Annotated in this window: 25 protein-coding genes; 17 read left to right on the plus strand and 8 right to left on the minus strand. The window is 70.1% G+C overall.

What is annotated here, in order from left to right:
- The first annotated feature begins 250 nt into the window (after positions 1-250).
- Complete coding sequence (locus tag ACFWPS_RS48205; protein ID WP_383719150.1) at positions 251-859, plus strand: nuclear transport factor 2 family protein; 609 nt, start codon at positions 251-253, stop codon at positions 857-859.
- 147 nt (positions 860-1,006) lie between these two features.
- On the opposite strand, the gene ACFWPS_RS48210 is transcribed toward ACFWPS_RS48205, so the two are convergent.
- Together ACFWPS_RS48210 and ACFWPS_RS48215 are read right to left on the minus strand one after the other, a co-directional pair.
- Entirely contained in the window at positions 1,007-1,627 is a 621-nt protein-coding gene (locus ACFWPS_RS48210) for an NAD(P)-dependent oxidoreductase (RefSeq protein WP_383719153.1), read from the minus strand.
- A 187-nt stretch (positions 1,628-1,814) separates the two neighbouring features.
- Entirely contained in the window at positions 1,815-2,348 is a 534-nt protein-coding gene (locus ACFWPS_RS48215; protein ID WP_383719156.1) for a hypothetical protein, read from the minus strand.
- A gap of 101 nt (positions 2,349-2,449) precedes the next feature.
- Between ACFWPS_RS48215 and ACFWPS_RS48220 the strand changes: the two genes are divergently transcribed.
- The gene (locus ACFWPS_RS48220; protein WP_383719159.1) at positions 2,450-2,887 is read left to right on the plus strand and encodes a MarR family winged helix-turn-helix transcriptional regulator; all 438 of its coding nucleotides are present in this window, start codon (positions 2,450-2,452) and stop codon (positions 2,885-2,887) included.
- 118 nt (positions 2,888-3,005) lie between these two features.
- Here the strand turns inward: ACFWPS_RS48220 and ACFWPS_RS48225 are convergent, their stop codons facing one another.
- Positions 3,006-4,097, minus strand: a complete 1,092-nt coding sequence (locus ACFWPS_RS48225; RefSeq protein WP_383719162.1) for a lipocalin family protein — start codon at positions 4,095-4,097, stop codon at positions 3,006-3,008.
- 375 nt (positions 4,098-4,472) lie between these two features.
- Here ACFWPS_RS48225 and ACFWPS_RS48230 point away from each other — a divergent pair, with 375 nt between their 5' ends.
- Positions 4,473-5,078, plus strand: a complete 606-nt coding sequence (locus ACFWPS_RS48230; RefSeq protein ID WP_383719165.1) for a TetR/AcrR family transcriptional regulator — start codon at positions 4,473-4,475, stop codon at positions 5,076-5,078.
- 316 nt (positions 5,079-5,394) lie between these two features.
- Here ACFWPS_RS48230 and ACFWPS_RS48235 read toward each other — a convergent pair whose 3' ends face one another.
- Positions 5,395-6,831 carry an amino acid permease gene (locus ACFWPS_RS48235; protein ID WP_383719168.1) on the minus strand — a complete coding sequence of 479 codons (1,437 nt, stop codon included), beginning with the start codon at positions 6,829-6,831 and terminating at the stop codon, positions 5,395-5,397.
- A 169-nt stretch (positions 6,832-7,000) separates the two neighbouring features.
- Between ACFWPS_RS48235 and ACFWPS_RS48240 the strand changes: the two genes are divergently transcribed.
- The 3 genes from ACFWPS_RS48240 to ACFWPS_RS48250 all read left to right on the plus strand — a co-directional run bounded on the left by ACFWPS_RS48240 (position 7,001) and on the right by ACFWPS_RS48250 (position 9,130).
- Positions 7,001-7,174 (plus strand): hypothetical protein, encoded by a 174-nt coding sequence (locus tag ACFWPS_RS48240; RefSeq protein ID WP_383719171.1) that lies wholly within the window; start codon positions 7,001-7,003, stop codon positions 7,172-7,174.
- A gap of 587 nt (positions 7,175-7,761) precedes the next feature.
- Positions 7,762-8,250: a VOC family protein gene (locus ACFWPS_RS48245; protein WP_383719173.1), complete on the plus strand. Its 489-nt coding sequence runs from the start codon at positions 7,762-7,764 to the stop codon at positions 8,248-8,250.
- Between the two features lie 28 nt (positions 8,251-8,278).
- A complete protein-coding gene (locus ACFWPS_RS48250; RefSeq protein WP_383719176.1) occupies positions 8,279-9,130 on the plus strand; it encodes an aldo/keto reductase in 852 nt (283 codons plus the stop codon).
- A 292-nt stretch (positions 9,131-9,422) separates the two neighbouring features.
- On the opposite strand, the gene ACFWPS_RS48255 is transcribed toward ACFWPS_RS48250, so the two are convergent.
- Positions 9,423-10,082: a FadR/GntR family transcriptional regulator gene (locus ACFWPS_RS48255; protein WP_383719179.1), complete on the minus strand. Its 660-nt coding sequence runs from the start codon at positions 10,080-10,082 to the stop codon at positions 9,423-9,425.
- 142 nt (positions 10,083-10,224) lie between these two features.
- On the opposite strand from ACFWPS_RS48255, the gene ACFWPS_RS48260 reads away from it, so the two are divergent.
- The 3 genes from ACFWPS_RS48260 to ACFWPS_RS48270 are packed head-to-tail and all read left to right on the plus strand — an operon-like array spanning position 10,225 to position 13,202.
- Positions 10,225-11,130 carry a fumarylacetoacetate hydrolase family protein gene (locus ACFWPS_RS48260; RefSeq protein WP_383719181.1) on the plus strand — a complete coding sequence of 302 codons (906 nt, stop codon included), beginning with the start codon at positions 10,225-10,227 and terminating at the stop codon, positions 11,128-11,130.
- Entirely contained in the window at positions 11,127-11,906 is a 780-nt protein-coding gene (locus tag ACFWPS_RS48265; RefSeq protein WP_383719184.1) for an alpha/beta fold hydrolase, read from the plus strand. Before ACFWPS_RS48260 ends, ACFWPS_RS48265 begins: the two co-directional genes overlap by 4 nt.
- 54 nt (positions 11,907-11,960) lie before the next feature.
- Entirely contained in the window at positions 11,961-13,202 is a 1,242-nt protein-coding gene (locus ACFWPS_RS48270; RefSeq protein ID WP_383719187.1) for an amidohydrolase family protein, read from the plus strand.
- A 163-nt stretch (positions 13,203-13,365) separates the two neighbouring features.
- Here ACFWPS_RS48270 and ACFWPS_RS48275 read toward each other — a convergent pair whose 3' ends face one another.
- Positions 13,366-14,397 carry a glutamine synthetase gene (locus tag ACFWPS_RS48275; protein ID WP_383719190.1) on the minus strand — a complete coding sequence of 344 codons (1,032 nt, stop codon included), beginning with the start codon at positions 14,395-14,397 and terminating at the stop codon, positions 13,366-13,368.
- 268 nt (positions 14,398-14,665) lie between these two features.
- On the opposite strand from ACFWPS_RS48275, the gene ACFWPS_RS48280 reads away from it, so the two are divergent.
- The 8 genes from ACFWPS_RS48280 to ACFWPS_RS48315 all read left to right on the plus strand — a co-directional run bounded on the left by ACFWPS_RS48280 (position 14,666) and on the right by ACFWPS_RS48315 (position 23,304).
- Complete coding sequence (locus tag ACFWPS_RS48280; RefSeq protein ID WP_383719193.1) at positions 14,666-15,241, plus strand: MarR family winged helix-turn-helix transcriptional regulator; 576 nt, start codon at positions 14,666-14,668, stop codon at positions 15,239-15,241.
- 208 nt (positions 15,242-15,449) lie between these two features.
- Positions 15,450-16,919, plus strand: coding sequence for an aldehyde dehydrogenase (locus ACFWPS_RS48285; RefSeq protein WP_383719196.1), 1,470 nt, complete (start codon positions 15,450-15,452; stop codon positions 16,917-16,919).
- Complete coding sequence (locus ACFWPS_RS48290; protein WP_383719199.1) at positions 16,912-17,847, plus strand: 3,4-dihydroxyphenylacetate 2,3-dioxygenase; 936 nt, start codon at positions 16,912-16,914, stop codon at positions 17,845-17,847. Before ACFWPS_RS48285 ends, ACFWPS_RS48290 begins: the two co-directional genes overlap by 8 nt.
- A gap of 10 nt (positions 17,848-17,857) precedes the next feature.
- Complete coding sequence (locus ACFWPS_RS48295) at positions 17,858-18,703, plus strand: fumarylacetoacetate hydrolase family protein (RefSeq protein ID WP_383719202.1); 846 nt, start codon at positions 17,858-17,860, stop codon at positions 18,701-18,703.
- A gap of 42 nt (positions 18,704-18,745) precedes the next feature.
- Positions 18,746-20,110 (plus strand): pyridoxal phosphate-dependent decarboxylase family protein, encoded by a 1,365-nt coding sequence (locus tag ACFWPS_RS48300; protein WP_383719205.1) that lies wholly within the window; start codon positions 18,746-18,748, stop codon positions 20,108-20,110.
- A gap of 161 nt (positions 20,111-20,271) precedes the next feature.
- Entirely contained in the window at positions 20,272-21,078 is an 807-nt protein-coding gene (locus ACFWPS_RS48305; RefSeq protein ID WP_383719207.1) for an acetoacetate decarboxylase family protein, read from the plus strand.
- Positions 21,079-21,097: 19 nt separating this feature from the next.
- Positions 21,098-22,588, plus strand: coding sequence for an aldehyde dehydrogenase (locus ACFWPS_RS48310; RefSeq protein WP_383719210.1), 1,491 nt, complete (start codon positions 21,098-21,100; stop codon positions 22,586-22,588).
- Positions 22,585-23,304, plus strand: a complete 720-nt coding sequence (locus tag ACFWPS_RS48315) for a gamma-glutamyl-gamma-aminobutyrate hydrolase family protein (RefSeq protein ID WP_383719213.1) — start codon at positions 22,585-22,587, stop codon at positions 23,302-23,304. Before ACFWPS_RS48310 ends, ACFWPS_RS48315 begins: the two co-directional genes overlap by 4 nt.
- A gap of 293 nt (positions 23,305-23,597) precedes the next feature.
- Here ACFWPS_RS48315 and ACFWPS_RS48320 read toward each other — a convergent pair whose 3' ends face one another.
- Positions 23,598-24,611: an LLM class flavin-dependent oxidoreductase gene (locus ACFWPS_RS48320; RefSeq protein ID WP_383719216.1), complete on the minus strand. Its 1,014-nt coding sequence runs from the start codon at positions 24,609-24,611 to the stop codon at positions 23,598-23,600.
- 99 nt (positions 24,612-24,710) lie between these two features.
- A partial coding sequence (locus ACFWPS_RS48325; RefSeq protein WP_383719219.1) for a heme-binding protein occupies positions 24,711-25,011 on the minus strand: 301 nt, incomplete at its 5' end.

A 25,011-nucleotide genomic window follows, 5' to 3' on the forward strand; every position in this document is an offset into this window, starting at 1 on the left:
GAACCAGGTCGTAGATCGACACCCGCGAGTCCTGAACGATCAGGAGCCGGCCCGCTGGACACAGCGCCGTACAGCGCGGTGTCTCGTCACCCGCACGATGACGGCCTGGGCGCTCGAAGGCCCGCGGCTGTGGGACCGGCTCCGTTCGGGGCCGGTCCCGTGAGGAAGCCGACGGTCGGCCGAGCGCCTGACCTCACCCTCAAGGGATACGTTCACCAGGCGCCGCCGGCCGGCGGAGACGGAGACATCGATGGACGCGGATCAGAGCAGGATCAGGCAACTGGTCGAGGACTGGGCGCTGTGGCGGGACGCCGGAGACTGGGAACGGTTCGCCACCGTCTGGCATCCCGACGGCTGGATGAGCGCCACGTGGTTCCAGGGCTCCGCCGCGGACTTCACCGCCGCCAGCAGGCGCGGCTTCGAGAACGGTGTCAGCATCCTGCACTTTCTTGGTGGCCATACCTCGGACGTGGCAGGGGAACGCGCCGTCGCGCAGACGAAGATGACGATCGGTCAGCGCGCCGAGGTCGACGGCGTGCTGGTCGACGTCGTGTGCACCGGCCGCTTCTACGACTTCCTTTCCCGGGACGGCGAGGGGGATTGGACGATCGTCCGCAGGCAGCCCATCTACGAGAAGGACCGCCTCGACGTCGTCGACCCCGCCGCCTCCCTCACGCTCGACACGGCCCTCCTCGCCCGCTTCCCGGTCGGCTACCGCCACCTCGGTTACGTGCAGACCAAGGCCGGATTCACGGTCAAGCCCGGTCTGCCGGGCCTGGTCGGTGGGCCGGTCGACCGCCTCTACGCGGAGGGGGCCGCGTGGCTGGCCGGCTCCGAACGCCCCGGGGTTCCGCACTGAACCCGGTCCGCACATCACTGCGGACCCGGTGGCGAAAGACCGCCCGTGTTCATCCGTTCCCGGTCGGTGGCCCGCCATACGCGCACCTGGCACCCTGGCACATCACGCGCTCTCCGAAACCGGCCGGGCCTCTCGGACCGCCCCGGCTCAGTACGCCAGGGTCATGCGCCGCCGGATCGCCACGCCCTTCTCCAGTTCGTCCACCAGCGCGACGGCGTAGTCCTCGGCGCTGATGAAACTGCTGCCGTCCTCGGCGGTGAGCAGGTCGTCCCAGCCGAGCTGGAACGTTCCGGTGCGCTCACCGGGGGCGATCTCGTCGGCCGGGGAGACGTAGGTCCAGTCGAGGTCGTCCGCCTCGACGCGCAGCAGGCGCAGCACCTCGCGCTGGGCCAGCGACTCGGCCTTGTAGATCGCGGGGAAGCCGGGGGTGTCGACGCGGTCCTGGCCGGAGGCAGTGCGCAGGCTGCCCGCCCCGCCGACGACGAGGAGTCGGCGTACGCCTGCCGTGCGCAGCCCGTCGAGCAGGGAGCGGTAGGCGGCCAGCAGCGGCGCGGCCGGGTCGGAGCCGTCGCGGGGCGGGGAGACGGCGGAGACCACGGCGTCGTGCCCGGCGGCGGCTTCGGCGACCTGGCCGGGATCCGTGACGTCCAGCGTGATGCCGGTACGGCCCGAGCGGGTGGCGGCGGTGACCTCGTGGCCCCGGGCGGACGCCTCGGCGGCGACACGGGAGCCGATCATCCCGGTGGCGCCGATGAGGAGGATCTTCACGGGTTGCTCCGTTCGTTCTGCGGCCTGTCCTGAGCCGTGGTGAGTTGTGGTCGACGGGCCCGGTGAGCCTGTCCCGAGGACCGGGCGCCGACTCGGCGCGGTGCGCGGACTGCTCCCCATCGGCACGCGTCGGAGAATCCGGGCAGGTTCACGGTCCGTCAGGAGGCCGGGTGAGGAGTGTCTGGTGTCAGAGGCTGATCTTGAACGTGACCTTCGCCAGCTCTTCGCTCTCCTGCACGACGCGGACCTGGCCTGAGGCGTTCCGGTACGTGCCGGTGCCGCCCGTGACGGCGAACTGCTCGTCGAAGAGGGGGCCCTTGGCGGAGAGCTTCGCGGTGCCGGTAGTGGTGATCTTGTTGCCGTTGCCCAGGTCGTAGACGAAGGTCAGCAGTTCGGCGGTGCGGGGCTTGGCGTCGGTGGAGATGGCGACGAAGCTGCTGGTACCCAGGGCGCGGCCGGCCAGGGTGGTGAGGGCGCCGGTCCCGATGAGCTGGTCACCGAGGGCGTTGTCGGCGGGGGCGACGTCGACGAAGTTGATCGCGGTGCCCTTCTCGACGGCCTCGATGGTGAGCGTGCGGTGCGTGTGCTGGCGTGAGCCGGCGGGGGCGGCGTCGGCGGAGCCGGACCCCAGGGTCAGACCGGCGGCGAGGACACCGGCCGTGGCCGCGGCGGCACCGGTGACGGAGAGGACGCGCTTGCGCATGACGGGCTCCAGATTCATGGGGCGAGCAAAAGTATCTGCTGCGGCAGACAATATATCTGCTGACGCAGATACTGCAAAGGCAGCTTTTTCTGCTGTGGGTCCTCTGGGATCCTGGCGGGGTGAGAAGGCAACAGCTGCATGACGACGACGTGACCCTCTACGGCCTGTTCGTGGAGGCGTTCAGCCGTCTCAAACCCCTGGTGCACCGTGATCTGGGGGTGCCCGACACCTGGTTCGAGGTGCTGCTGCGCCTCGGCCGCACGCCCGGGCGCCGGATGCGGATGACGGACCTGGCGGACGCGGTCGCCTTCAGCTCGGGCGGGTTCAGCCGGCTTGCCGACCGCATCGAGAAGGAGGGCCTGATCCGGCGGGAACCCGACCCCGACGACCGGCGCGCGGCCCTGGCCGTCCTGACATCGAAGGGCGGCGAGGCCCTCGATCGCGCCCTCGCCGCCCATGTGACCCATCTGCGCGCCCACGTCACCGGGATACTTCCGCCCGAGGACAGGGGGCACCTGGAGCGCATCCTGCGGACGCTGCGGGACGCGAACCGGTGAGGCTCTGCCCGCAGGCCGGCCCCGCGGCGGGCGCCGGGAACGACGACGGGGCTCGTGCGGTCAGTCGGAGGGCGTCACGTACCGGCGTTGGGCGTCGCGCGTCGGCAGTGGACAGCTGCTACTTGGCGGTGGCCGCGGCGTGGCCGCCCGTGACCTCGATATAGGTGGTGCCGGTGACCGGGCGGTGGTCGTAGGTACCGGTGACAGAGGCGCTGCCTTCGTAGCGGGCCCCGGTGGTCACCAGTTCCTGGTTCTCGGCGTAGACCTTGACGTTCAGTTCGGCGTGCTCGCCGGGGATGGTGACCTTCCAGTGGGTGGGGTAGGACCTGCCGGTGGTCGGGCTGGTCCACAGGGTGGAGTTGTCAGGCGTCAGGGTGGCCTCGGCGACGGTCTGCGTACCGTCGGGCTTGAGGACGGTCGCAAAGTTGTTCTGCTTGTCGTACTTCGTGTTCCAGACGCTGACCCGGTCGCCGTTGGACAGGTTGAGGTTCATCCAGGCCCATGAGGCGTCGCCCGAGGCGACATCGGGAAGCGGTCCCCACTGGCGGTCCACCCAGGACTCGCCGCGGACCTTCTCGGTGCGGCCGTTGAGCGTCAGGGTTCCGGAGGTGTCCACAGTGGGCAGGGCGTACTCGTAGTTCGGGTACTTCGCGTCGCCGAACATGGGGAAGTACCCGGTGCCCATGTTGTAGAGGACGCTGCCGTGGGGGCGGAACGTGACGTCGATGGTCCCTTCGGGTACCTTCGCGCGCAGCTTCATCTCCTTGGTGCCGCCGGTCCAGGTGATGTTGTCGGTGTGGATGTCCACGCCCCGCTTGTCGGAGAGGCCTGCCTGGGGAGGGAGCGCGGTCTCCGACTTCGTGTACCAGCCGGTGCCCTCGTCGATGATCGACACGACGGAGCTGGCGCCTCCTTGCCTGGCGTCGCCGGCGCTCAGGTAGTGGGCCAGGAATCCGTAGCGGTGGCCCCCGGCTGTCACATGCGCGGTGACGTACCAGGACTGGTTGACCCGGTCGGCGTTGGCGGAGAGATCCGCGGCGGGGTCGATGAGGACGGGAAGGGTGGTCCGGGTCAGCCCCTGCCCGGAGGCGGTGCTGTGCGCTGCGGCCGGGGCGGCGACGGTTGTCGCCGACGCTCCTCCCGAGGTGAGTGTGAATGAGGCGACGAGCGCGACGGCGACGGCGGCCGTGCCGACGGTGGTCTTGCGCATGATGGCTCCTTGTGCAGATGTTCTGTGCGGCCTGAGTGGTGTACGAAACTGTTTCGTACTCCCGATGGCCGTGATCGTGGACGGGAAGGAAGCCGGTAGTGCAGGCGGGCGCCCGCCCAACGGGGCGGCGGCCGCTGTCGGGTGAGCCGGACCGCCGGTCTCCTTTAAATCCAACAGCTGTAGGATTACTTGATGCCCGGCCCCGTGTCAACCGGTACTCGGGCAGGGACCACCGTTGCTCGGACGCGCCGTCGGCGGCGGCTACGCTGGTCCGACGCATGAGCATGCGCCCGCGCAACCCGCTGAGGAGGACACTTGGGAGGCAAGCCGACGACCACGCGACGCCCGGGTCGTCCCCGCGCGGATTCCGCCGCGGTGCCCGCGGAGCCGGAGGTGCTGCTGCGCGGCCTGCAGGCGTTCGCGGAGCTGGGATACGACGGCGCGTCGGCGCGGGAGCTCGCGCGCCGACTCGGGGTCGGCCCCACCTTCATCAACGACCGCTACGGTTCCAAGGCGGCCTACTGGCGCGCGGTGGTGGACGCCGCACTGGGGGGCCAGCTCACCCGCATGGTTCCGGCCGTCCCCGGGAGCGACGACGAGGACGTGGTGCGGCAGTTCGTCAGGGAGTTCTACCGCGTCAGCAGCGGTGAGCCGTACCTCGCCATGGTGATGGCGGACGAAGGCGTACGGGACACCGAGCGGCTGGACTACCTCTTCCAGCGATACATCGAGCCGACGCTGGCCCTCGTCGTGCCCAGTGTCGAGAGACTGATGGCCTCCGGGCGCATGGCCCGGGTCTCCATGGACCTCGTGGTCTTCGCCATCATCGCTCCCGTGTCAGGACTGGTGCAGGAGCCGCTCTCCCGGCGCCTGGGCCGCATCGGGTACCTGACGCAGGCGGACCGTCTCGCCAGGGCGGAGGCCCTGGCCCGACTGGTGGTGGACGGTCTGCTGGCCCCGGGCGACGCAGAGCGCCGGTAGCGGGATCTGAGACGACTCGCTCCGTGCCCACCGGTCAGGGGTGGTGACCGTTTGTCACCGGCCGCCGCGGTGCGCGTCGGTACTGCCCTCGGACATGGTCGTGTTCGCCTGACGGGCGTTCGTTCTCGGGCCGAGGCGCACGTGCCACGCCGCAGGCAGTGACGTCCGTCCCAGGGCATGGGCTCGAGGCTGGAGAGGGTTGGAGGCGTGCACACGGTGACTCACGTGGTCGTCCGCTCGAAGGGCGTCGGCACTCTTCGCGCCTGGGCCGGACGCCCGGGTTTCGCCGGGCGTCCGGTGCAGCTGCCGGAGTGCCCTACGCCTGTGACTCGCTCTTCGTGAGTTTGCTGCGAATGACCGCCGCGAGAACGATGAGCGCGGTGAGGGTGGCGGTGGAGATCAGCTGGGAACGCGCATCGTCGTCGGTGCTCATCAAGGCGAGGACCCCGGCCATGCCGGCCACGGCTGTCCAGCCCAGCCACGGGTGGCCCCACATGCGCACGGCCGGTGTCCGGCCGGGGGTGCGGTTCGCGATGTGGCGCAGACGGAGCTGGGACAGCGCGATGGCCATCCAGATCACCAGGACCATGGCTCCCAACGTGTTGAGCAGGAAGGGCAGGACGCGGTCGGGGGCGAAGATGTTGAGGATGACGGCGATGAAGCCGAAAGCGACGGAGGCGATGACGGCGCGGCGGGGTACGCCGGCGGCGGAGACGTGCAGGAGGCCGCGGGGAGCCTCGCCGCGCTGGGCCAGGGAGAAGCCCATGCGGGAGGCGCCGTAGAGGTTGGAGTTGAGCGCGGAGAGCAGGGAAGTGAGCACCACGACGTTCATCAGCTGCGCGGCAGCCGGGATGCCGATGCGGTCCAGGACGGCGACGAAGGGGCTGGTGGTGGCGGACGCGGAGTTCCAGGGCAGCAGCAGCACCATGAGGGCCACGGAGCCGATGTAGAACAGCAGCAGGCGGGCGACGACCGTGCGGGTGGTCCTGCGGAGGGCTTCGGCGGGGTTGGCGGACTCGGCCGCCGCGATGGTGACCAGTTCCACGCCGCCGAAGGCGAAGACGACGGCGAGCAGGCCGCTCATCACGCCGCTGACGCCGTTCGGGAAGAAGCCGCCGTGGCCGGTGAGGTTGGTCAGGCCCACGGCGTGGGTGTCGGGCAGCAGGCCGAAGACGGCGAGGGTACCGAGAACGAGGAAGGCGACGACGGCGGTGACCTTGACGGCGCCGAACCAGAACTCGAACTCGCCGAAGCGCCCGACGTCGAAGAGGTTGACGACGGTGAGGGCGGCCATGGAGGCCAGGACGAAGACCCACTGGGGAACACCCGGCAGCCAGCTGTGGGCGATGGCACCCGCTCCCGTCGCCTCGGCCGCGACCACGACCACGAGCCCGGACCAGTACAGCCAGCCTATGGTGAAGCCCGCCCAGCGTCCGAAGGCCTTCTCGGCGTAGACGGAGAAGGACCCGCTGCTGGGCTGGTCGACCGCCATTTCGGCGAGCATGCGCATGACGAGGACCATGAGCAGGCCGGCCAGGCAGTAGGAGACGAGAATGCCGGGCCCGGCGGCGAGGATGCCCGCTCCCGCGCCGAGGAAGAGGCCGGCGCCGATGACGCCGCTGATCGCCAGCATGGTGACGTGGCGCTGCTTGAGCCCGGTGCCCAGGGCGGCGGCGCCGGGTTCTGAACCGTCACTTCGCGGCAGGTCTGCCCGAGGGGGTGTGCTGCTGTCGGTCGTCTTGCGGAATGCCATGGGGTGGCTCCTTCGCAAAAGGGCGAGCTGATGGAGGGGCGACGCACGGTCCCGCGCCCCGGCGGCGTCGGCCGGGCGGCCGGACGGACGGAATCAGGGCACGACGAGCAGGTGGCTGAAGAGTGGAGGCGGGTGGTTGCCCGTCGATGGCGTACTCGTGGAACGCCCGGTGAGTGACGTACTTGTGGAACCGGGTGGGTTCGCCTCGCTCGCAGGCGAGGAGGGCGTCGACGGAGGGTTGGCCGAGGACGTCGGTGAGCTGGGCGTCGGACTTCAGGGCGGGACGGGCCTGGCCGAGGTCGGTGGGGGGCGGGACGGCCTCAAGGCGGGCACGGGGCAATAATTTGGACCCGAACGATACGGATGCGGTGAGGTGCCCGCAAGAGGGTGGTACGGAATCGTGCGGTCGCATGCCGTGTCGAAGGCGGCGAGCCGCTCGCACGCCGGACCCGTGTCGGAAGTGGCGCGGGCGCCGTCCTGCCCCGGCGGCGGCCAGGGTCCGCCGGCACGTGGGTGATACGCCTGAACGTTTGGCTCTAAACAAATCGCGGAACCAACTCTCTTGACCCCGTGATGCGGCCCTGCTACTTATTTGGGGCCAAACGAGATGGGGTGAGGTGGTCCACGAACCCGAAGCGGTTGTCCTCGCCGGGGTCGCAAAGCTCCGGACTCCTTCTCCGTCCTCCTGATCACTCGCCGGCGGGATGGTCTGGCACCTGCGGAACTCGCCCACCGGACCCCAGCGAAGCGGCGGTCGATGAACGAAGGCCTCCCCCCCACCTGGCAGAACGCCGACCTCATGGCATGCGCGGTGAATCCCCGGAACCGACGCGTACCACGCTCCCGTCCGGCCGGCCGAGGCCACGACCCTGCAACCTCGGCTGTGGGTGAGGCACCTCATCAACCCTTGTCATCACCGAAAGGAAGCCCGTGCCATCTGCGAAGGACGACACCCCCGTACACCTGCCCTCCGATACTTCCGTCGACGGGCCGGTTCCGGAGCCGTTGAACGGGTTGGGTCATGTCGGTCTGCACGTGGCCGATCTCCAGGGCACAGCGGACTGGTACCAGGAATACCTGGGCTTCGAGCCTGCCGAGCAGTTCACGGTCCCGAGTCTGGGCGCACGCGTCCTGATGATGCGTGTCGCCGGTATGACGCTCGAACTGGTCGAACTCCCCGAATCCGAGCCGCACCCCCGCAGTTGGCGACCACATGTCGAAGCCCTGACGCTCCGTGGATTCGGGCACCTCTGCTTCCAGGTGGCCGACTGCGAAGCGGCGTACCACAGGCTCCGTGCCCGGGGGGTGGAGTTCAACACCGGGCCGAAACACTGGCCGGACCTCGGGTTCACCAACGCGCACTTCCATGACAACGAGGGGAACGATCTGGAGATCATCTCCTATTCGGTATCCGAATAAGCGCTGGACTTTGCGACGAGAGGCCCTGATGAGCACCGCCACGAGCACCGCCTACCCGATCGGAAAAGACGTGGAGATCCCTTCGATCGGCCTGGGTACCTGGCCGATGAAGGGAGACGAAGCCGAGGAAGCCGTCCGTTACGCCCTGACCCAGGGGTACCGCCTGGTGGACACGGCATCCGCATACGAGAACGAACGTGAGGTCGGGCGCGGCCTGCGAAGCTCCGGCGTGGCGCGAAGCGACGTGTTCGTGACCACGAAGCTGGGCAACTCCTACCACGGCCGCGAGGAGACGCTACGAGCGTTCGACCGGTCCCTGTCCGAACTCGGCCTGGACCAGCTCGACCTCTACCTCATCCACTGGCCTCTTCCGATGCTCGACCTGTATGTCGAGACCTGGCGGACGCTGGTGGAGCTGCAGCAGGAGGGGCGCGTCCGTGCCATCGGAGTGTCCAACTTCAAGCGGGCGCATCTGGACCGGCTCATCGAGGAGACCGGCGTCGTACCCGCGGTCAACCAGATCGAGCTCAACCCTCTGACGAACAGGGCCGCGGAGCGGGTGTATCACCAGGAGAACGGAATCCTCACGCAGTCCTGGAGCCCGCTGGGCCCGGGCACCGATCTTCTCCGCTCGGACGTCCTCACCCAGATCGCGCGTGCGCACAGCCGGACGGTCGGACAGGTGATCCTGCGCTGGCACCTCCAACTCGGTCTGTCCGTCACACCGAAGTCCGCCTCGCCCGAACGGATCACCCAGAACCTTCAGGTCTTCGACTTCACCCTCTCCGACGACGAGGTCCACGCGATCACCGCGCTCGACACCGGCGAGAAGACGCCGATGGACTCGGACCTCCTCGGCCCGCCTGCCCAGGACGCGTAGCCTTCGGACCGGTCGACGTCCCACCCCTACGGCAGGGCCTCGTCACAGACGGCGCGGAGAGTTCTCCCCGCGCACGACGCCGCTCTCTCGCCAGGGGTGGGGCGGCGTCGGAACACCGCTTCCGGCGTGCGGCCTGACGGGCGTCGACCGCCCGCAGTCCGGATTCCTCGCGGAAGCCGGTCCCGCCGGCACCCGGGGACCGCTGCTCGACAACGAACGTGGAGGCCGCCGTCGGCCCCGCGTCCGACCGGCGGCCGAACCGGCTGTCCGTCCACCGATACGTACAGGGTGGTCAATGGCGGCCCAGAAGGTTGTCCGCGACGTGCATCAGATGGCGACGCATGGCGTCCTGGGCGCTTTCGGAGTCGCGGTCGCGCAGGGCCTCGACAACCGCGGTGTGCTCCGCGTGGTAACAGCGCAGTCGCTCGGGGGTGGACGTGCGGCGTTTGAGGCTGCCCCAGATCGGCAGGGCGCGGGCCGTGTTCATGACGTCGAACATGCTTATCAGGAGGCTGTTGTGGGCCGCCTGCGCGATGGCGTGGTGGAGCCGGGTGTCCCAGCTCTCGAATTCCCCGTGATCGTCGCTTCGGCCGCCACGGTCGAGACAGACCGCGATGCGATCGAGGTCGGCCTGGGTCGCGATGCCGGCGGCCAGGGCGGCGACCGGCGGCTCGATCAGCAGCCGGACCTGCATGATCTCGGCAGGGCTGGTGTCGGCCGGTGCCACGTCGGCGGGCGGGACGGCGGCCTCGGTGAGGAAGGTGCCGCGTCCCACGTGCCGGACGACCAGGCCCTCCTGCTCCAGCACGTCCAGCGCGCGGCGCACGGCGCTGCGGGGTGCGGCGAAGCGTTCGACCAGGGTGCGCTCGGTGGGCAGCTGGGCACCAGGCCCCAGGGTGCCGCTGCGCAGCCCGTCACGCACGAGAGTCCGCAGCGAGTACTCGACACTCATCACCGCATCATGCTAACCAGCGGACCAATCGAGACCAATTTTTCTGCCGAAGAATCCGTTGACGGACTCATGGACAGCTGCAATTCGCGAGCCGTACAGTGGCGGCGCAATATTGGTCCGATTGGTAATGATTGGTTGTGCCGTGAAGCTGGTGACCCTCTCCTCTCCGGACTCCACCGAGGCCGAACGGCGTGTGGGCGTCCTCGACAGCGAACGCCGGGTCGTCCATGACGCCACCGCTCTGCTCCCGCCCGGTACCGGGATGCTGGAGCTGATCGAGGGGTGGCACGAGTTGGGTCCGGTGCTGAGGGACGCGGCCGGCGATCAGGCCGCGCTGCCCCTGGACTCGGTGCGACTGCTGGCGCCGATCCCCGTCCCCCGTCGCAACCTGTTCTGCGTCGGCAAGAACTACCGTGACCACGCCGTGGAGTTCGGGCGCAGTGGCTACGACACCCCGAGCCGCTCGGAGGCTCTGCCCGACAAACCGATCGTCTTCAGCAAGGCGACGACGTCGGTCACCGGACCATCCACCGGAATCGATCCGCACCCAGGTGTCACCGCGGAACTCGACTACGAGGGCGAGCTCGCTGTGATCATCGGTCCTGGCGGGCGGGGGATCTCCCGGGAGCGTGCGTTCGACCACGTGTGGGGCTACACGATCGTCAACGACGTGACAGCCCGTGACCTGCAACGCGACCACAAGCAGTGGCTGCTGGGCAAATCGCTCGACACCCACTGCCCGATGGGCCCCTACGCGGTCACCGCGGACGAGGTCTCCGACGTGACCGCCCTGCGGGTCGAGACCGCGGTCAACGGCGAGCTGCGGCAGAGCGCCCGGGTCAAGGACCTGATCTTCGACATCCCGGAGCTGATCGCCACGATCTCGGCAGGCACCACTCTGCTGCCCGGCGACCTGATCGCCACCGGCACCCCGGCCGGTGTCGGGATCGGATTCGACCCGCCCAGGTTCCTGACCACCGGCGATCTCGTCGAAGTGACGATCACCGGGCTGGGTACCCTGCGCAACCGCGTCGGCGGAGAGCGATGAACGGCGAGGCGAATGTGAACGTCAACGGCAGGACGCTGGCGGTCGAGGTCGACGGGCGGGGCCCGGCGGTCCTGATGGTGCACGGCCTGGGCGGCACGTCGAACTTCTATCAGATGCAGGCGGACGCCTTGGCCGGGCGCTTCCAGGTGATCCGGGTCGATTCGGCCGGCGCGGGACGCTCGCCCGTCGCCGAGGACATCAGTATCGAGAGCCATGCCGAGGACCTGGCCGCGATCCTCGACGAACTGGGCGTGCCCTCGGCCGCGGTCGTCGGGCATTCGGCGGGCACCCTGGCGGCCCGAGCCCTGGCCGCCCGCCACCCCGGCAAGGTCTCCGCGCTGGCGCTGCTCGGCGCCGTACGGGTGCCGAGCGAAGCGGTACGACAAGCCCAGCGCGACCGCGCGGCCGTGCTGCGCGAACGGGGCACCGCCGCGGTGGCACCCGGAGTCGTCGCGGGCGCCCTGTCCGAGGCGACCCGCAGCGATCGCCCGGAGGTCGCCGCCTTCGTCCGTGAGCTCGTCATGCGCCAGGACGCCGAGGGCTACGCCCGTAACTGTGAGGCCCTGGCCGCCGCCACCGCCCCCGGCCCGATCGATCCCGCGCTGCCGCTGCTGCTGGTCACCGGCGATCAGGACCGGGTGGGCCCCCCGGAGGTCAGCGTCGAACTCGCTGCCGCCCACGGCAACGCCACCCTGGCGATCCTCCCGGGCGTCGGCCACTGGACGGCTCTGGAGGCCGCCCGCCGCACCACCGAACACCTCCTGAAATTCCTCTGAGCTGCGCTCGACACCCCTCGGGTGCCGTCGTCACAAGTCACCAGGAGCACTGCCATGCCCATCCCACCGCACAAGACCCTCTTCCGCGATGTCAAGATCCTGGACTCCACCGGCGACGCCCCCTATCCGGGCGACGTACTCGTCGACCACGACCGCATCGCCGCCGTGGGCACGGTCGACCCCGCGCACGCCGCGGACGCACGGGTGATCGAGGGGCGCGGCCGTACCCTGATGTCCGGGCTGTGCGACGCGCACACCCACTTCAGCTGGAACAACAGCGCCGACCTGGACGGCCTGGGCACCATGCCGGTCGAGGAGCACCTGCTCTTCTCCATCGAGTCCGCTCGCACCTACCTCGACTCCGGCTACACCATGTGCGTGGGCGCCGCCTCAGCCAAGGACCGCCTGGACGTGGTGTGCCGCGACGCGATCGACGCCGGCCGCATCCCCGGCCCGCGCTACCTGGCCAACGGTCCGGAGATCGCCGTCACCGGCGGTGCGCTGATCAAGTCGATCACCAAGTTCGCGGACGGCCCCGAGGGCATGCGCAAGGCGGTCCGGGAGCTGATCGACCTGGGCGTGGACCAGATCAAGCTGTCCATGACCGGCGAGGAGATCACCGGGTCACAGCGCGCCGAGGACACCTACTTCTCCGACGAGGAGGTCGCCGCCGCCGTCACCGAGGCCCACCGTCGCGGCAAGCGCGTCTGCGCCCACGCGCGCAGCGCCGAGAGCGTCAAGATGTGCGTGCGTCACCACGTCGACATCATCTACCACGCCAGCTTCACCGACGAAGAGGGCATGGACCTGCTGGAGGCGAACAAGGACTGGGTGTTCGTCGCGCCCGGTATCAACTGGCTGATCGCCACCCTCTACGAGGCCGAATCGTTCGGTTTCCCCCAGGAGGCCGCCGAGGCCGTCGGTTACAAGCGCGAACTGGAGATCGCCGTCGAGGGGCTGAGAGAGATGCGCCGCCGCGGCATCCGGATCCTGCCCGGCGGCGACTACGGCTTCGCTTGGACACCGCACGGCACCTATGCCCGTGACCTGCAGCACTTCGTCGAACGCCTCGGCTTCACCCCGATGGAGGCGATCCTGTCGGCCACCGCGCTGGGCGGCGACATCATGCTCCGCTCCCACGAACTCGGCAAGGTCCGGCCCGGCTACCTCGCCGACCTGATCCTGGTCGACGGCGACCCCCTCGCCGACATCACCGTCCTGCAGGACCACGACAGGCTGAACTACATCATGAAGGACGGCCGCTTCCACAAGGAACGGCAACCGGCGGGCAGGTGATGACCCTCGGTCAGCGACCATCGCGCGGTCCGCGTTGCCGACGGTGACGCGGAGCGTGGTCATGGCCGGCCTCCGCGGGCCCGAGAGCGCGTGACCGCCAGGCCCGGCGCGACATCGTGCCGCGCCGGGCACGGCGGCCTCGTGGGAAACGGGGGGATGGCCGTCAGTTGATCTGGGCGTACTCCCGGAACTCCCAGTCGGTGACGTACTTCCGGAACCTGGCGAGCTCGTCCCGCCTGAAGGTGAGAAAGGCGTCGACGAAGGGCTTGCCGAGTGCGCCGGTGAGCTCGTCGTCCGCTTCCAGGGCGTCCAGGGCCTGGCCGAGGTCGGTGGGCAGCAAGGCGGCGGTGGTGGTGCCGGCGGCGTAGCCGGTCGCCGGGGCGGGAGGTTCCGAGGCGGCGCCGATGCCGAGCCGGATCGCGGCCAGGAGGCCGGCGACGGCGAGGTAGGGGTTGGCCGTGGCGTCGCCGAGGCGGACCTCCAGCCGGGTGGCGGCACCTCGCTCGGGCGGGATGCGGACCAGGGCGTTGTGGTTGTCCAGACCCCAGTTGATCAACCAGGGAGCCGTGGTGTCCGGGCCGAACCGCTTGTAGGAGCTGACGGTGGGGTTGAGCAGGGCGGACAACGCGGGCGCGTGCGCGAGGACACCGGCCAGGGCGTACCGGGCGGTGGCCGACATGCCGTGGGCCTCGTGGGTGGCGTCGAAGGCGTAGCGCCGCCACCCGGTGGCCGAGCCGGTGTCGCGTTCGAGCAGGACGTACTCCAGTTCCGGCCCGACCTGTGCGCTCACGCCCGTCTCGTCCAGGGACGCCAGGACCTGGCGCAGCAGGTCCCTGGGTGACTCGGGCACGCTCAGCCCGGTGGCCGGGTCGCGGACGTCCCCGATACACCAGGCAACGTTCGGCTCCCACGGCAGTGGGACGACGGTGTCCAGATCCGGGCGGACCACGATGTCCGGCATGCCCGCTTCGAGGCCGCCGGTGATGTCGGAGTGATCGCCTCGGGCGGCCGTGTGGTAGATGGCGCGGCTGAAGGCGAGGCCGTGCCCGGCCGCGTGCGGCAGATGGTGAAGCAGAATGTCCCGGCTGCGGTCGGAACCCATGAGGTCCGGGTAGGCGACACGGAGGACGTCGATGCCCTGGGCGCCGAGCGCCTTCATCACCTCTTGGACCTGGGGCTCTGTCTGGGGACTCATGGAAACTCCAGGGGTGCGGCGACACATGTCATTCTGTCCGGATTCACCCGCCCGGCATGGGGCGCCCTCGCGCGGCCGCTCGGCAATCCGGCAGATTATTTGATGCCAAACGATGAAATTCGGGCGGGTGTCTCACAGGGGGGCGGCGGGGATTCGTGCGGTTCCGGACGGAGCCGGGGCCGCCGCGGTCGGGGCCTCAGGGATACATTTGGCGGCAAACAAGCAGGCTGGCGGCCTGCGCCGCCCCCCGACGCCCAGGAGGAGCATCATGCCCCCGCTCCATCGATCCATCGCCGAGACCGAGCGGGCCGTGCAGCGCCGACTGGGCGGTCTGACCCTCCAGCGCGAGGCCATGGCTGCCGTGGCCAACGTCCACCGGGCCGCAGCGGCTGTCCGGCAGCACCTGGAGAATTCCGTACTGCGGCCGCACGAGCTGACGTGGACCGGGTTTGTCGTGCTGTGGGTGCTGTGGATCTGGGACGAGCAGGAGACGTGGTCGGTGGCCGAGGAGGCGGGCATCTCCAAGGGCACCCTGACCGGGATCTCGCGCACCCTCGAAGGGCGCGGTCTCGTGGTCCGCTCCGCCCACCCCGAGGATCGCCGCCGGGTCCTGCTGGCACTCACCCCCGAAGGCGAGAGGCTCATGGAGGGGCTCTTTCCGGCGTTCAACGCGGAGGAGGCGTTCGTCTCCGCCTCGCTCAGCCCGGACCAGTGCCTGCAGCTCGCCGACAGCCTGCGTGCCATAGTCAGCCGGCTCGAAGAGCACGGCGAGCAACGCAGGCGGGAACTGCTCGACGGCGAGAACCTCCCCCCGAGGCGCTCAGGTCGCCGCCCGCGGGCGTAGTCGGATTGGCCCCGGGGGCGGGCCGCCGTCGACGGCGGCCCGCACCCTTCGTCGACGACGGGGTGCCGCAGGCGCCGTCCCGGTCGGTTTCGGTCCTGCCGCATGTTGACGCTGTGCGCACTCCATCCCGGGCGAATCGTCGGACCCCTTGACCTGACCCCGATTCCCGAGCTATTCATTTGGAGTCAAATGATTCGGAGGTAGGGTCATGGCTCGCGAGACCGAAGCCGCTGTCATCTCCGGGGTTTCCGTCGACACCCGGCACTGGATCGGCGGCCGACGTGTCGCTTCGGCCGGAACGTTCACCGACCACTCGCCCATCGACGGCAGCCCCCTCGGCGAGATCGCCCGAGGCGGCCCCGTCGAAGCGCGGGCAGCTGTCGCCGCGGCCAGGGCGGCCTTCCCTGCCTGGGCCGCCACCACCCGTGCCGAGCGCGCCCGGATCCTGCACGCCGTCGCCGACGGTGTCGAGAAGCGCGTCGAAGAGCTCGCGATCGTCGAGACCACCGACAACGGCGCGCTCCTGCGCTCGCACCGGCGCGGAGTCATGCCGCGCGTCGCGCACAACTTCCGGTTCTTCGCGGACTGGCTGCTGAAGCTCGACCACGACGACTTCGAGACCCGCGGCCACCGCAACCACGTCAGCTGGGACCCCGCCGGGCCGACCGTGCTGATCACCCCGTGGAACGCCCCGTTGATGCTGGCCACCTGGAAGGTCGCCCCGGCCCTCGCGGCCGGCAACACCGTCGTCCTCAAGCCCGCCGAGTGGTCCCCGCTCACCGCCTCCCTCCTCGCCGACATCGCCGCCGAGGCCGGGCTGCCGGCCGGTGTGCTCAACGTCGTCCAGGGGTACGGGGCCGAGATCGGCGACGCCCTCACCTCGCACCCCGACGTCCGCCGGATCAGCTTCACCGGGTCCGTGCCGACCGCCAGGCGCATCGCCGCCTCGGCCGCCGCCAACCTCACCCCGCTCAGCCTCGAACTCGGCGGCAAGTCACCGCTGCTGGTCTTCGCCGACGCCGACCTGGACCTCGCCGTGGACCTGGCGGTCGAGCAGTACGACAACGCCGGCCAGGTCTGTCTCGCGGCCTCCCGGTTCCTGGTCGAGGAGACGGTCGCCGAGGAGTTCACGCGCCGTTTCGTCGAGAAGGCCACGGCCATGAAGCAGGGCGACCCGCGCGACGAGGCCACCGACATCGGGCCCAACATCCACCCCCGTCAGCTGGAGAAGATCGACGGCTTCGTGCAGCGGGCGCTCGCCGCCGGGGCGCGTGCCGTCATCGGCGGACATCGGAACGACGGACAGTACTACGCCCCGACCCTCCTCACCGATGTCGCGCAGGACAGCGAGGTCGTGCAGGAGGAGGTCTTCGGCCCGGTGCTGACCCTCCAGACCTTTGCCACCGAGGAGGAGGCCGTCCACCTCGCCAACGACACCCGGTTCGGGCTCGCCGCGACCCTCGCCACCGGCGACCCCGAGCGGGCCGAGCGGGTCACCGCGCAGCTCGTCGCGGGCACCGTCTGGGTCAACTGCTTCTTCGTCCGCGACCTCCAGGCCCCCTTCGGCGGCTCCCGCCAGTCGGGTGTCGGCCGCGAGGGCGGGAACTGGAGCTTCGACTTCTACTGCGACCTCAAGAACACCGTCACCGCGCCGACCGGATGGACGAACCATGGGTGAGATCGTCGGGGCGGGCCTCCTCGCCCATGTCCCCACCATCGTGCTGCCCGAAGAGACCCGGCTCGAACTCAACGAGGGCAAGGAGATCACCCTCGTCACGGGACTGGAGCAGCTCCGCCGGGACGTCTTCGAGCGGGACGACTACGACACCGTCGTCGTCCTCGACTCCCACTGGGCGACCACCGTCGAGTTCGTTGTCACCGCCCAGGACCGCCGCGCCGGGCTGTTCACCTCCGAGGAACTGCCGCGGGGCATGTGCCGGATGCCGTACGACTATCCTGGCGACCCCGAACTCGCCCGCAACGTCGAGCGGTTCGCGGACAAACACGGCACCTGGATCACCGCGATCGAGGACGCCTACCTGCCGGTTTACTACGCCACCATCAACCTCTGGAAGTACCTCGGCGAGGGCCTGCCCGACAAGCGGTGGGTGACCATCGGGGTCTGCCAGACCGGGGACATGGAAGACCATCTGCGCCTCGGCCGCGCCCTCGCGGACGGCATCGCCGCCACCCCCGGCCGCCGGGTGCTGCTGATCGCCTCGGGCGCCCTCTCGCACACCTTCTGGCCGCTGCGCGAGATCCGCGATCACGAGGCCAGCGACCCTGTGCACATCCGCACCCCCGAGGCGCGGGAAGCGGACCACGAGCGGATCGCCTGGTTCAAGGAGGGCCGTCACGACAAGGTCCTCGACACCATGGACGAGTTCTGGAAGGTAAAGCCGGAGGCGAAGTTCTTCCACTACCTGATGATGGCCGGCGCCCTCGGCGAGCAGGCCTGCACCGCCCCGGCCCGCCAGTACGGCGAGTACGAGAACTCCGTGGGCACCGGCCAGGTCCATCTCTGGTTCGACCGGCCCGCCGACGGCTGGACCGGCCCGGACGAGACCGTGGCAGCCGCCGCACACCGCCATCCCCACCGCCGCTAGGAAGGCCGCCATGCCCGAATACCGCCGCATCCTTCTGGACGGCGCCGCCGTCCAGGTCACCGTCGACCGGGACGAACTCGTCGCCGGGGACGGACGCCGCGTCAAGACCGAGGAGGCGCAGCACCTGCCCCCGGTGGTCCCGACCAAGGTGATCGCAGTCCACCTCAACCACCGCAGCCGCGTGGACGAGTTCCAGATCCAGCTCCCGGACACGCCCACCTACTTCCACAAGCCGACCTCGTCCCTCAACTCCCACAAGGGCGCGATCGTGCGCCCCGAGGGCTGCAGGTGGCTCAACTACGAGGGCGAGGTCGCCATCGTCATCGGTCGGACCACGCGGAACATCTCCCCTGCCCAGGCGGGGGAGTACATCGCCGGGTACACCATCGCCAACGACTACGGGCTGCACGACTTCCGGGACACCGACGCCGGCTCCATGCTCCGCGTCAAGGGCTCCGACACCCTCTGCCCGCTCGGCCCGGGGCTCGTCACCGACTGGGACTTCCACGGCAAGACCCTGCGTACGTATGTCAACGGCGAGGTCGTCCAGGACGGGTCCACCGACGAGATGAAGTGGGACATGCACTATCTCGTCGCCGACATCGCCCGCACCATCACCCTCTACCCCGGTGACGTCCTGCTGTCCGGCACCCCGGCCAACTCCCGTCCCGTACAGCCCGGTGACGTCGTCGAGGTCGAGGTCGAGGGACTCGGCCGGCTCACCAACCACATCGCCATCGGGCCCACCGCGATCCGCACCGACGTCGGTGCCCAGCCCACCGAGTCCGAGGAAGTGCTCTCCACCGCCCTCGGCGGCGACTGGGAGTTCCGCGGTATCCGCCCGCCGAAGCGCTGATCCGGCACCACGTTGGTATGCAAGACAAGGAGAAGTGACGGCATGGATCTGAACAAGTGGCTCGCCGCGGCGGTCGCGTCGAACACCGACTGGGCGAAGACCTTCGGCCCCTACGAACCGCACCCGGCGCTGGCCGTGGACGACACCCGGTTCGCCGCCGCGTTCGAGACCTTCACCGAACGGCTCAAGGACAACTACCCCTTCTTCCACCCCCGCTACGCGGGTCAGATGCTCAAGCCGCCGCACCCGGCAGCCGTCGTGGGCTACATGACCGCGATGCTGATCAACCCCAACAACCACGCCCTCGACGGCGGTCCGGCCACCGCCGCGATGGAGCGCGAGGTCGTCCAGCAGCTGGCCACCATGTTCGGCTACGACACGCACCTGGGACACCTCACCACCAGCGGGACCATCGCCAATCTCGAAGCCCTCTTCGTCGCCCGCGAACTGCACCCCGGCAAGGGCGTCGCCTACAGCACCGAGGCCCACTACACGCACGGCCGGATGTGCGGTGTCCTGGGGATGGAAGGCTTCCCTGTCCCCGCCGACGGACTCGGCCGCATGGACATGGACGCGCTGGAGGAACTGCTGCGCGGCGGGCAGGTCGGAACGGTGGTGCTGACCACCGGGACGACCGGGCTCGGCGCGATCGAACCGGTCCACGAGGCGCTGGCGCTGCGCGAACGCTACGGCGTGCGCATCCACGTCGACGGCGCCTACGGCGGATTCTTCACCCTGCTGGCCGGTGCGGACGGCCCCGAGGGCCTTCCCGCCGAGCCGTGGCGAGCCGTCGCCCAGGCCGACTCCATCGTGGTGGACCCGCACAAGCACGGTCTCCAGCCCTACGGCTGCGGAGCCGTTCTCTTCCGGGACCCCGAGGTCGGCCGCTTCTACCTCCACGACTCCCCGTACACCTATTTCACCTCCGAGGAACTGCACCTGGGTGAGATCAGCCTGGAGTGTTCCCGCGCGGGTGCGGCCGCCGCCGCGTTGTGGCTCACCTTCCAGCTGCTGCCGCCCACGCGCGACGGGCTGGGCCAGGTCCTGGCGGCCGGCCGACGAGCTGCGTTGCGCTGGGCCGAGCTGATCGAGGGCTCCGAGCACCTGGAGCTCTTCCAGACCCCGGAGCTCGACATCGTCGGCTACTTCCCGGTGACCCAGGAGCTCACGCTGTCGCGGATCGACGTGGTCAGCAACCGGATCCTCCAGGAAGGCATGACCGACAGCCAGGACCCGGTCTTCCTCAGCACCCTGCGGGTGGGCGCCGACCGCTTCACCTCCCGCCACCCGAAGATCACCGCGGACGCCGACGGCGCGCGCATCCTGCGCAGCGTGCTGATGAAGCCGGAGTCCGAGACCTACGTCGAACAGCTGCACCAGCGTCTGGAACAGCTTGCTCGCTCCTGACCGCCGCAGACGGGCTCGCCTTCCCCGCCGACGGCGAGCCGGTGCCGGTGCCGGCTCGCCCCGCCCCGGCACCGTGCGGCTGCGGCGCGCCGCTTCTCCCACAGCTCTTTCCTCCACCGGTGGCGGGTGTCACCGCCGATCTCCCTCCGGAGTGTGACCCCATGGCCAGCGTCCGTGGATACTTCCACCCCAAGACCGCGACCGGCACCTCGTCGCTGATCCCCTCCCCGCCCTGGCGCTACTCCGGTGACCTGCTCACCGTCGAATACCGCACCGACCCCGCGCGGGTGCGGGAACTGCTGCCCGAGCCGCTGGAGTTGGCCGACGAGGAACCGGGCGCGGTCGCGCTGATCTGGGCCGACTGGCAGTCCTGCGCCGCCTCCGGCGACGAGTTGCTGGACCCGGTGCTGTCCCAGTACAAGGAGGCGTTCGCGGTCGTCCGCTGCAAGTACCGAGGGCAGACCTACACCCGGTGCGTCTACATCTGGGTCGACAAGGACTTCGCGATCGCGCGAGGGCTGCATCAGGGTTACCCGAAGAAGCTCGGCTCCATCCACCAGACCCGCCCCCACCCGTACGGGCCCGCTCCGCGGATCGAGGCGGGAGCGAGGTTCGGGGCGACGCTGGCCGCCGCGGACCGGCGCCTCGCCCAGGCCGTCGTGACATTGCGGGGGCCGTCCGAGACCAACGGCTTCGTCAACGCCCACTCGATGGCCCACCACCGCTGGCTGCCGTCGATCGAGAAGGGCAAGGGCCTCGCCCTCGACGAGCTGATCGAGTCCGGCGCGGCCTCCGTCGAGGGCGGTCAGCCGTGGGTCGGCGATGCCGAGCTGGAGCTGTTCGAGGCGCCCACCGAGGAACTGGCGCGGCTGGAGATCCACGAGCCGATCGCCGCCTACTACCGCCAGGTCGGCGTGGTCTGGGACGGCGGCCGGCTGCTCGAATCCGGGACCTCAGGCGCCGAGTGACGAACCGTTGGAGACCTTCATGCACGACATCACCCACGCGGAACTGCTGACCCGGGCCAAGGAACTCGACTTCCCCACCCGGCACCACATCGACGGCCGGGAGGAGAGCGGTGGCGGTGGCGCGTTCGCCGTCGTCGCGCCCCGTGACGGACAGGTCCTGGCCCACGTCGCCGACGCGGGAGAAGCCGAGGTCGCCCTCGCGGTCGCCGCCGCCCGGCGCGCGTTCGACTCCGGCCCGTGGCCGCGGCTGGCCCCCGCCGAGCGCGGCCGGGTGCTGGTACGGATCGCCGACCTGCTGGAGGAACACCGCGAGTGGCTCGCCCTCACCGTCACCCTGGAGATGGGCAAGCCGATCACCGACGCCTACCAGATCGAGCTCCGGGCGATCATCAACACCTTTCGCTGGTACGGGCAGCTGGCCGACAAGCTCACCGACGAGTCCCCGCACACCGCCCCCGACGCCCTGGCCCTCGTCACCCGCGAACCGGCGGGCGTGGTCGGCGCCGTCGTCCCGTGGAACTTCCCGCTGACGCTGGCCGGCTGGAAAGTCGCCCCCGCCCTCGCCGCGGGCTGCACCGTCGTCCTCAAGCCGTCCGAGAACTCACCCCTGTCCGCGCTGCTCCTCGCCCGCGTCGCCACCGAGGCGGGCCTCCCGCCCGGCGTCCTCAACGTCGTCACCGGCGACGGTCCCACCGCCGGACGCGCCCTCGGCCTCCACCCAAACGTCGACGTCCTCGCGTTCACCGGCTCCACCGCCGTGGGCCGCTACTTCCTGCACTACGCCGCCGACTCCAACCTCAAGCGCGTCTGGCTCGAACTCGGCGGCAAGTCTCCGAACATCGTCCTCCCCGACGCCCCCGACCTGGCGAAGGCTGCCGCCACTGCGGCCTGGGGCATTTTCTTCAACCAGGGTGAGATGTGCACGGCACCCTCCCGGCTCCTCGTCCACAGCTCCGTCGCCGAGGAGGTCACCGAGGCGATCGTCGCGCGTGCCCGTGAGCTCCGGGTCGGAGACCCGCTCGACCCGGAGACCGAGATGGGCGCGCTGGTGGACGAGGCGCACCTGGAGCGGGTGCGCGGCCACATCGCGGGCGGGCAGGAGCAGGGCTCCCGGCTGCGCACCGGCGGCTCCCGTGTTCTGACGGCCACCGGAGGGTCGTACCTCGAACCGACCGTCTTCGACCGCGTCGACCCCGCGAGCCGCCTGGCCCGGGAGGAGATCTTCGGCCCGGTGCTCTCCGTGCTGACCTTCGACGACGTCGACGAGGCCGTCCGCCTGGCCAACGCCACCGAGTACGGCCTCGCCGCCGGCCTGTGGACCTCCGACCTGAACACCGCCCACCGGGTCTCGCGCGCACTCAAGGCCGGGACGGTCTGGGTCAACTGTTATGAGGAGGGGGATCTGACGGTCCCGTTCGGAGGAGTGAAGCAGTCCGGGAACGGGCGCGACAAGTCCGGCCACGCCCTGGACAAGTACACCGAGCTCAAGACCACCTGGATCCAGCTGTGACCCGGACGTCGGGGCGACCGCTCATCGCCGTACCCGCCCGTTTCTCCGCCACCGCCTCCGCACTCCGCTACGCCGCCGAGGTCAGCGCACGCGCCCTGATCGAGGCCGTGTGGCGCGCCGGCGGGGAGCCCGTGAGCATCCATCCGGCCGACCCGGCCGAGGTGGACGTCGCCGCGCGGTTCGCCCGGTTCGACGGCATCCTCCTGCCCGGCGGAGGCGACCTCGCCCCGCACCTCTACGGCGTCACCGAGACCCACTCCAGCGTCTACGACGTGGACGATCTCCAGGACGCCTTCGACATCGCGACCGCCCGGCACGCACTGGAGGCGGGTATCCCGCTGCTGGCCATCTGCCGCGGGCTGCAGGTCGTCAACGTCGCCCTGGGCGGCAGTCTCCGCCAGGACATGGGCGGCCCCGACCGCGAGCACCGCAACCTGCTGCACCCCGTGACAATCCGGCCCGGGACAGCGGTCGCGCAGGCGGCGGGCACGGACAAGATCGAGGCATCCTGCTTCCACCACCAGCAGGTCGAGCGCCTGGCCGACGGGTTGACCGTCGCCGCCACCGCTGAGGACGGCACCATCGAGGCTCTCGAACTGCCCGGCGCCTGGGCCTGGTTCACGGCCGTCCAGTGGCACCCGGAGGACACCGCGCACGAGGATCCTTTCCAGCAGGGCCTGTTCGACGCCCTGGTGCGGCACGCCGGCTCCAGCTGAGCGGCGCAGCTCCTGGACGCGCACGAACTCTCCGCACACGATGCCGTCGCCTCCCGTGCTTTCCGCGGGTGTGAGCGCAGCTTCGGTTCTTGTCACCCGCTGCGCGCGGCGGAGCCAGACTGCAGCCCGGGGCCGGTCAGAGAAGGAGGGCGTCGCAGAGATCTGCGACGCCCTCGGGGCGGGGACGACGGAACCGCCGCCCGGTCAGCACCAGGCGAGCTGCCGGCCCGGCACCCCGGTACGCGTGGGTCCGTTCCTGTCAGGCCGAAGGCGGGGAAGGCGCGGGTCGCCGTTCAGCCGATCTGGGCTGCGCGGAGCCGGGGGGTGACCTCGCGGCCGAAGAGCTCGTGGGCTTTGCGCAGTTCGGTGAGGTCGAAGATGTTGAAGTTGGCTATGAAGTTGCCGGCGCCGAGGGCCCGGCATTGGCGGATGATCTCGTCGGCCACCTGCGCGGGCGTGCCGTAGATGAGTTCGTCGGGGGACAGGGGCATGTGGGGGGCGTCGGGGATCTTGAGGCTGTCGAGACTGACGCGCATGTGGGTCTCGATGCCTTCCCGGCCGAGTTCTCCGGCTCGGTCGCGGTCCGCCTCGTCCTCGACGATCATGACCGCGCGGCGGATGCCGACCTGGTCGGGGCCGGTGGGCATGCCCGCTTCGCGGGCGGCGTCCTGGTAGGCCTGGTAGACCGGGACGAGCTTGTCGACGTCGGCGAAGCCGCCGCACATCTTGAGTCCGAGGGAGCCGGCGCGGCGGGCCGACGCCTCGCTCGTCGAGGCGGTCCACACCGGAGGGGAGGGACGCAGGAAGGCCGGCGTGATGCGTACGTCGTCGAGCGAGTAGTGCTTGCCCTGGTGTGACACGGCGGGTTTGGCGATGGCGGCGAGGAGGACGTCGAGGGTTTCGGCGTGTACCTCGGCGGCTTTTTCGCGGGGGATGCCGACGACGGCGAGCTCGGGTGGGATGCCGCTGACGACTCCCATTTCGAGGCGTCCTTGGGTGAGGTGGTCGAGCATGGCGAATTCTTCGGCGACGCGCCAGGGGGTGGCGTACGCCGACACCGAGCCGAGGACGCCGAGGCGCAGGGTGGTGGTGCGGGCGGCGAGGTGGGCGATCACGAGGTTGGGGGAGGGGCTGTAGCCGGGGCCGAAGTGGTGTTCGCTGAAGAAGATGCCTTCGAAGCCGAGTGTCTCGTCGTCGGTCCACAGGTCGAGGTAGCGGCGGAACTGCTCGTGGACGGTGGCGGGGTCGTCACGGCCGATCGGGTCGTGCACGGCGCGGAAGAACTCGAAGAGCCAAGGTTTGATCATCAAAGAGTCTCCTGTCTTCGCCCGGAGCCGGAGCCGGGGCACGCGCTGGGACGTGTCGGCATGGGCCGGTGCGGGCTGGAGTGGTCCTGAAACAGTGCGTCAGGCGAGCAGGTCGGTGATGGTCTTGACGGCGAGGGCGGCGATGCGGTCGTCGGTGTCGCCGTCGGCGCCGCCGATGCCGATGCCGCCGATGATTTCCGAGTCGTCGAGGGTGATGGGTTGTCCGCCGGGGGCGGGCAGGAGGTGGGGGTCGATGAGGTGGGGCGGTGCGGCGGCCATCTGGGGGCTGGCGGCGAAGTGGGCGAACGCCGCGGTGCTGAACCCGGTCACGGCGGAGGTGTAGGCCTTGCGGCGGGCGGTCTCGATGCCGATGGGTCCGGCGCCGTCGTCGGCCAGGAGG

The organism is Streptomyces sp. NPDC058457 (assembly GCF_042720695.1).
GTDB lineage: Bacteria > Actinomycetota > Actinomycetes > Streptomycetales > Streptomycetaceae > Streptomyces.

Excerpts from the sequence above, each read along its gene's own strand:
- ACFWPS_RS48215 (WP_383719156.1), bottom strand. The coding sequence starts at position 2,348 with ATGAATCTGGAGCCCGTCATGCGCAAGCGCGTCCTCTCCGTCACCGGT.
- ACFWPS_RS48235 (WP_383719168.1), bottom strand. The coding sequence starts at position 6,831 with ATGGCATTCCGCAAGACGACCGACAGCAGCACACCCCCTCGGGCAGAC.
- ACFWPS_RS48305 (WP_383719207.1), top strand. The coding sequence starts at position 20,272 with ATGGCCAGCGTCCGTGGATACTTCCACCCCAAGACCGCGACCGGCACC.
- ACFWPS_RS48250 (WP_383719176.1), top strand. The coding sequence starts at position 8,279 with ATGAGCACCGCCACGAGCACCGCCTACCCGATCGGAAAAGACGTGGAG.
- ACFWPS_RS48270 (WP_383719187.1), top strand. The coding sequence starts at position 11,961 with ATGCCCATCCCACCGCACAAGACCCTCTTCCGCGATGTCAAGATCCTG.
- ACFWPS_RS48205 (WP_383719150.1), top strand. The coding sequence starts at position 251 with ATGGACGCGGATCAGAGCAGGATCAGGCAACTGGTCGAGGACTGGGCG.
- ACFWPS_RS48225 (WP_383719162.1), bottom strand. The coding sequence starts at position 4,097 with ATGCGCAAGACCACCGTCGGCACGGCCGCCGTCGCCGTCGCGCTCGTC.
- ACFWPS_RS48285 (WP_383719196.1), top strand. The coding sequence starts at position 15,450 with ATGGCTCGCGAGACCGAAGCCGCTGTCATCTCCGGGGTTTCCGTCGAC.
- ACFWPS_RS48265 (WP_383719184.1), top strand. The coding sequence starts at position 11,127 with ATGAACGGCGAGGCGAATGTGAACGTCAACGGCAGGACGCTGGCGGTC.
- ACFWPS_RS48310 (WP_383719210.1), top strand. The coding sequence starts at position 21,098 with ATGCACGACATCACCCACGCGGAACTGCTGACCCGGGCCAAGGAACTC.
- ACFWPS_RS48295 (WP_383719202.1), top strand. The coding sequence starts at position 17,858 with ATGCCCGAATACCGCCGCATCCTTCTGGACGGCGCCGCCGTCCAGGTC.
- ACFWPS_RS48280 (WP_383719193.1), top strand. The coding sequence starts at position 14,666 with ATGCCCCCGCTCCATCGATCCATCGCCGAGACCGAGCGGGCCGTGCAG.
- ACFWPS_RS48255 (WP_383719179.1), bottom strand. The coding sequence starts at position 10,082 with ATGAGTGTCGAGTACTCGCTGCGGACTCTCGTGCGTGACGGGCTGCGC.
- ACFWPS_RS48300 (WP_383719205.1), top strand. The coding sequence starts at position 18,746 with ATGGATCTGAACAAGTGGCTCGCCGCGGCGGTCGCGTCGAACACCGAC.
- ACFWPS_RS48290 (WP_383719199.1), top strand. The coding sequence starts at position 16,912 with ATGGGTGAGATCGTCGGGGCGGGCCTCCTCGCCCATGTCCCCACCATC.
- ACFWPS_RS48320 (WP_383719216.1), bottom strand. The coding sequence starts at position 24,611 with ATGATCAAACCTTGGCTCTTCGAGTTCTTCCGCGCCGTGCACGACCCG.
- ACFWPS_RS48275 (WP_383719190.1), bottom strand. The coding sequence starts at position 14,397 with ATGAGTCCCCAGACAGAGCCCCAGGTCCAAGAGGTGATGAAGGCGCTC.